This window comes from Actinoplanes sp. NPDC051633 (assembly GCF_040681735.1).
Classification (GTDB): Bacteria; Actinomycetota; Actinomycetes; order Mycobacteriales; family Micromonosporaceae; genus Actinoplanes.
The window spans coordinates 1-5571 of the sequence record NZ_JBFAZH010000482.1; the positions used below are offsets into that span (position 1 = coordinate 1).

6 protein-coding genes and 1 pseudogene are annotated in these 5571 nt (G+C 71.0%); 2 read left to right on the top strand and 5 right to left on the bottom strand.

Annotated elements, in window-relative coordinates:
- Positions 1-295 precede the first annotated feature (295 nt).
- Both AB0M20_RS24365 and AB0M20_RS24370 read right to left on the bottom strand, forming a co-directional pair.
- Positions 296-850 (bottom strand): hypothetical protein, encoded by a 555-nt coding sequence (locus AB0M20_RS24365; RefSeq protein WP_364301803.1) that lies wholly within the window; start codon positions 848-850, stop codon positions 296-298.
- A gap of 71 nt (positions 851-921) precedes the next feature.
- Positions 922-1488: an isoprenylcysteine carboxylmethyltransferase family protein gene (locus tag AB0M20_RS24370; protein WP_364301806.1), complete on the bottom strand. Its 567-nt coding sequence runs from the start codon at positions 1486-1488 to the stop codon at positions 922-924.
- 68 nt (positions 1489-1556) lie between these two features.
- On the opposite strand from AB0M20_RS24370, the gene AB0M20_RS24375 reads away from it, so the two are divergent.
- The gene (locus tag AB0M20_RS24375; protein WP_364301808.1) at positions 1557-2201 is read left to right on the top strand and encodes a TetR/AcrR family transcriptional regulator; all 645 of its coding nucleotides are present in this window, start codon (positions 1557-1559) and stop codon (positions 2199-2201) included.
- Here AB0M20_RS24375 and dgt read toward each other — a convergent pair.
- Positions 2175-3617 carry a dGTP triphosphohydrolase gene (dgt, locus tag AB0M20_RS24380; protein WP_364301810.1) on the bottom strand — a complete coding sequence of 481 codons (1443 nt, stop codon included), beginning with the start codon at positions 3615-3617 and terminating at the stop codon, positions 2175-2177. The two genes, AB0M20_RS24375 and dgt, sit on opposite strands and share 27 nt — an antisense overlap.
- Before the next feature lie 88 nt (positions 3618-3705).
- Here dgt and AB0M20_RS24385 point away from each other — a divergent pair, with 88 nt between their 5' ends.
- The gene (locus AB0M20_RS24385; RefSeq protein WP_364301812.1) at positions 3706-4806 is read left to right on the top strand and encodes an MBL fold metallo-hydrolase; all 1101 of its coding nucleotides are present in this window, start codon (positions 3706-3708) and stop codon (positions 4804-4806) included.
- Positions 4807-4818: 12 nt separating this feature from the next.
- Here AB0M20_RS24385 and AB0M20_RS24390 read toward each other — a convergent pair whose 3' ends face one another.
- Together AB0M20_RS24390 and AB0M20_RS24395 are read right to left on the bottom strand one after the other, a co-directional pair.
- Positions 4819-5052 (bottom strand): hypothetical protein, encoded by a 234-nt coding sequence (locus tag AB0M20_RS24390; protein ID WP_364301814.1) that lies wholly within the window; start codon positions 5050-5052, stop codon positions 4819-4821.
- Positions 5053-5199: 147 nt separating this feature from the next.
- Positions 5200-5493: pseudogene (locus AB0M20_RS24395) on the bottom strand (NAD(P)H dehydrogenase); the annotation flags it as partial.
- Positions 5494-5571: the final 78 nt, after the last annotated feature.

Below are 5571 nucleotides of genomic sequence, written 5' to 3' on the forward strand. Positions count from 1 at the left end.
AGCCGCGCATCCCGCCCCCGCAAAGCCCGCTGGCCTACCACTCTCGCCTGCGCCCGCGGGCCGAGACCGGAAGTGGTAGCCCAGCCGCGCATCCCGCCCCCGCAAAGCCCGCTGCGCTACCACTTTCGCTCGCGCTCGCGGGCCGAGACCGAAAGTGGTAGCTCAGCCACGCGTTTCGGTCCCGCCACGGTGGGTGGGCTACCACTCCCGGATGGCCCGGCGGTTGGGCAGAGGGGTGACCACCGACTGGCCGGCGTGTGGGGGCGGGACTTTTCGAGTGGTCGTACCCCACGGGTTAGGAAGTTGGGCCCTGGCGGCGGAGTTCGTCGACCTTGGACATGGCGGTGCGGAGGTCGGTCAGCCATTCGTCGGTGTGCTGGCCGACCAGCTTGACGCACCAGGCGAGGGCGTCCGAGCGGGAGCGGGCCACGCCGGCGTCGACCAGGGTGTCGAGGATCTGCCGTTCGGGCTGGCGCAGGCGGGTCATCACCGGGGCGGCCAGGTGGGTGAAGAGCTCGTTGGTGTCGCCGCAGCGGATGCCCCACGCGACCTTGCGCTGATAGCGGTGCTCGGCCTGGCGGGCGACCCGGATGCGGTCGTCGCGGGTGTCCTCGCGGAACTGGTTGATGCGGCCGGCCTGGGCGGCGGCGCGGTCGGCGTCGGTGGCATCGGCGGCCAGCTCGGGCTGGGCCAGGCGACCCCAGATGATGATCTCGTCGCGGTCGATGACGACCTCGGGCGGCTCGGTGAACCAGCCGTCCGGCGTCGCCCCGGTGATCCAGGCCGCCGCGTCGTCGGCGGGCGGCGGCTCGTTGCGTGCCCCGGCGGGGGCGGAGTGTCGGAAGCGCATGATTACATGATTACACCGTTACAGACGTTGCAACCAGCGCGCTTGTTCGCTGACAGCGAACGCCCGTCCGCTCACAGCCATCGACGCACGCTTGAGCGGTAGTCGGCGTAGGCGGTTCCGAAGCGTTCGGTCAGATAGCGCTCCTCGGGCGCGATCACGAGCAACCGGATCGCGGCGACCGCGAACGGCAGGAGCACCAGCACCCACCACGACCCGATCAGCAGCCCGGCGCCGAGGGACGCGACGGCCAGGCCGGTGTACATCGGGTTGCGTGAGATCCGGTAGCCGCCCGAGGTCACCAGGGCGGCGACCGCGTGGTGCGGGACGATGGTGGTGCGGTGCCGGACCACGCCCACCACGCCCGAGACGACCAGGGCGAGGCCGCCCGCCAGGAGCAGCGCGCCCAGCACGGCGGTGGCCGGCCGCCCGCCGATCGGAGCCGGGACGAACCGGTGCAGCAGCGCGCCGGCGGCGAGCGCGACGCCGAAATACAGCGGCGGCGGGATGAAGATCACCCGGGCGCCGGCCGGATCGGCCGGACCCGGCGTTTCGCGCGGGCGCGCGGACGCCGCCGCCTCCCCCACCCCGGCACTGGGTGGGCTCGAATGTAGGCCCTCGGTATGACGGTTCGCGCTCATCGTCCACAGCCTCTCGCGGCAAGTTGAGTAGAGTATTGCTCTATCCATTAGAGGACTACGCTACGCAGGTGGCTGTCAAGAGGCGATACGAGTCCACGCATCGGCAGGACCAGGCGCGGCAGACCCGCCGCGCGATCCTCGACGCCGCCGCCGAGCTCTTCGTCGACCCGGGCTATGCGGCCACCCCACTGACCGCGGTGGCCGCTCGCGCCGGCGTCGCCGTGCAGACGCTCTACAAGGTCTTCGGCAGCAAGAAGGCGCTGCTCTCGGCCCTGGTCGACGTGACCATCGCGGGCGATGACGACCCGGTGCCGCTCCCCGCCCGCGGCTTCGTGGAGGCCGTCCAGGCCGAGGGCGACCTCCGCGCCAAGCTGGAGCGGTTCGCCGTCCACCTGACCGAGGTGCACGCCCGCCAGGCCCGGGTGATGACCGCGCTCGCCGGCGCCGCCACCGCCGACCCCGAGGCCGCCGCGATCTGGCGCAAGAACGTCGAGGACCGCCGCCGTGGCATGACGATGTTCGCCGGCCACCTGGTCGCGAGCGGCTTGGTGACCAAGCCCGTCGAAGCGGTCGCCGACGTGTTGTGGCTGGCCATGGACATCCGCAACTACGACTGGCTGGTCCGGGAGCGCGGCTGGTCGGCCGCGGAGTTCAGGCGGTGGTACGTGACGTCGGTCGCCGGTGCCCTAGAGGACGAAGGAGTCCGTCCATAGCTGACGGGACCGGCCGGACAGGGCATCCATCAGGCCCACCGCCTGGCTGTCGGTCAACGCGGCCACGAAGTCGATCACCGCACGGCCGCGCGCCCGGCCGACCCGGTCCGGCGTACCCTCCGGCAGCTCCGCCTCGGCGAGCTCCACCAGGTCGCGGATGCGGCTGGGCAGGCGGTCCACCTCGTCGGGGTCGGTGAGCCAGGCCAGCAGGGCCTCCACCAGCGAAGCGAGCAGGCGGGCCTGGCCGCGCTGGTGCAGCGCCAGGTCGGGGCGGGTGAGCACGAAGCGGTTCTGGATCAGCTTCAGCACCTGCACCTCGTGCCACTGCGGCCGGGCCAGCAGCACGTGCCCGGACCGCACGGCCGGCTGGCCGGTGACCTCGATCGAGTCGACCAGCCGCTTGGTCCAGGTGGCCGAGAAGGCGGCGACCTTCGCCTCCGCCTCCAGCGAACCGTCGAAGGGCTCCGCCAGCAGGCCGTCCACGAGCTCGGCCCGGACCTGCTCGACCGCCAGGGCGAAGGCGTCGTCGTCGGCGATCCATCCATCCTTGCGGTGCAGTTGTTGCCGCAGGGACTCGATCGCGCCGCCCGGCCGGCGCTGCCACGCGGTGAGCTCGGCGGCGACCGCACCGGGCTGCAGCACACCGACCCGGTGCACATCCTCGAGGTCATGGATCGCGTACGCGATGTCATCCGCCGTGTCCATCACCGACGCCTCGACGGTCTGCTGCCACTCCGCCACCCGCCCGGCGAACGGCGCCCGCGCCTGCACCATGTCGTCGACCTCGGTCGTATACGCCCCGAACTTCAGCGACCCGCCGTCCGGATCGTCGGGCGGCGCCGCGGCCCCGCGCGGGGCCGGGTCGAGGTAACGCGGATGCGGCGACGGGTGCGATCGCCGGGTCCACGGATACTTCAGGATCGCCGCCCGGGTGGCCGCCGTGAGGTTGAGGCCGATGGTCGCCTCGCCGCGGATCTCGGTGCTGGTCACGATGCGGTAGGACTGCGCGTTGCCCTCGAACCCGTCCCGCAGCCGCAGTCGTTGCCGCGCCAGGTGGTCGAGCACCCGTTCGCCGAGATGCCCGAACGGCGGGTGCCCGAGGTCGTGCGCGAGCGCCGCCGCCTCGACCACATCGGGGTCGCAGCCGCCGAGCTTGTCCAGCAGGTCGGCGTGGCCCCGGGAGATCCGCTCGGCGATGGCCCGGCCGACCTGGGCGACCTTGAGGCTGTGGGTGAGCCGGTTGTGCACCAGCAGACCGGCGCCGCCCGGGCTGATCACCTGGGTCACACCACCCAGCCGGGCGAAGAACGGACTTCCGACGATCCGGTCGCGGTCGACCCGGAACGGGCTCAGCGCGAGGTCCCCCGGCGCGACCAGGCTGTCGCCGAACATGCGCTCGGCCCGCGGATCATCCATGCCTGCAGACGTTACCGGCGTCACGTTCTCCAGAAGTGGCTGAGACAGCCGGTGGCAGAAACGTGAGCGGGCCCGTCAGACTTGGCGGATGGCAAACAGGAGACGGACCGGCGCGCTGGTGGCCCTGGGGGTCGGCGCTGCGCTGGCCTGGGTGGCGAAAGATCTTCCGAAGCAGTTCGGCGGGCGGGCCAAGGGCAGCCGCCTGGCCCGGATGGAGCGGTCGCCCCAGTTCTCCGACGGGAGGTTCCACAACTCGGTGCCGGCCAGTCAGGTCACCGTCGCCTCCATGCCGCGGATCATCGCCGCGTCCCTGACGGGCCGCGAGAGCCGCCATCCGCATGCGCCGGTCCCGCTGGTGCGGCCGCCGGCGACGGACGCGGCCGGGCTTTCGGTCATCTGGTACGGACACTCGTCGGCGATGGTCGAGATCGAGGGCCGCCGGGTGCTGCTCGACCCGGTGTGGAGCGAGCGCTGCTCACCGTCGCGGCTGACCGGCCCACGCCGGCTCCACCAGCCTCCGGTGGCGCTGCGCGAGCTGCCGCCGCTGGACGCGATCGTGATCTCCCACGACCACTACGACCACCTGGACATGGAGTCGATCCAGAACCTGGTGGACCTGCAGGCGGCGCCGTTCCTGGTGCCGCTGGGCGTCGGCGCGCACCTCGAGAGCTGGGGTGTGCCGCCGACCCGGATCGTCGAGCTCGACTGGGACGAGCGGGTCAGCGTCGCCGGTCTCGAGTTCGTGGCGACGCCGGCCCGGCACTTCTCCGGCCGCGGCACCTCCCGCGACGGCACGCTGTGGTCGTCGTGGGTGATCGCGGGCCCGGAGCGCAAGGTGTTCTACTCCGGCGACACCGGCTACTTCCCCGGTTTCAAGACCATCGGCGAGGAGTACGGGCCGTTCGACGTCACCCTGGTGCAGATCGGGGCGTACGGGGACGCGTGGCCGGACATCCACATGGTGCCGGAGGACGGCGTCGCCACCCACGTCGACGTGCAGGGCGGCCTGATGGTCCCGGTGCACTGGTGCACCTTCAACCTGGCCCTGCACGACTGGTCCGAGCCGGCCGACCGGGTCTGGGCCGAGGCCAAGGCCCGGGACGTCCGCCTGGCCGTTCCGCGCCCCGGCGAGCGTGTCGACGTCGACGCGCCCCCGCCGGTCGACGGCTGGTGGCAGTCGATCGCCTGAGCGCCCGCGGGCTCAGCTCCAGGCGTCCGACATCTCCGGCTGGTGGTTCAGGGCGGAGACGTCCCGGGGCGCCTGCGCCTGGGTCGCGGAGAAGCCCAGCTCGGCGCCGATCTGCTGCCAGCGCTCGAAGAGGACCTGGTCGGTCAGTACGTCCTTGATGTCCTGGTGCGAGGCGCGCAGCTCATCCACTGCCGCCTCGTACCGCTCCACCCTTTTGTGCAGGTCGGCACCCTCGTGAACAGTCATGTCCTCAGGCTAGCCAGAAACGAACCATTCTCGACTTCATATCGAAAAAGGTGACACGCCCACTTTCGGGTAGACCCATCCCCATTGCTGTGACGTGTGCTGTGTAGCGGCGGCGGGACCGGAGTCACCGCCGCCGCGCGTACTTCCTCAGGCGGCCAGCTTGTCGGCGATCTTCACGATGCGCTCCGCCATGTGGTCCAGCGCCGCGAACTGCACGTCGGTCAGCGGCGCGTCGTTGCCGCCACCGGTGACGTGCGAGACGCCGTAGGGGTTGCCGTCCGCGAACTTCGACGGGTCGGTGTAGCCGGGCGCGACGACGACGCCGCCGAAGTGGTAGATCGTGTTGTACAGGGCCAGGAGGGTGCTCTCCTGGCCGCCGTGCTCGGTCATCGTGGCGGTGAAGCCGGCGTACGCCTTGTCGGCCAGCAGGCCCTGCCCCCACTGCGTACTCTTGTATGATTGTTTGTGCTACGGTTAGCTGTATAATTTGATTTTTGTTTCTTTGGATTAGGGAATAAT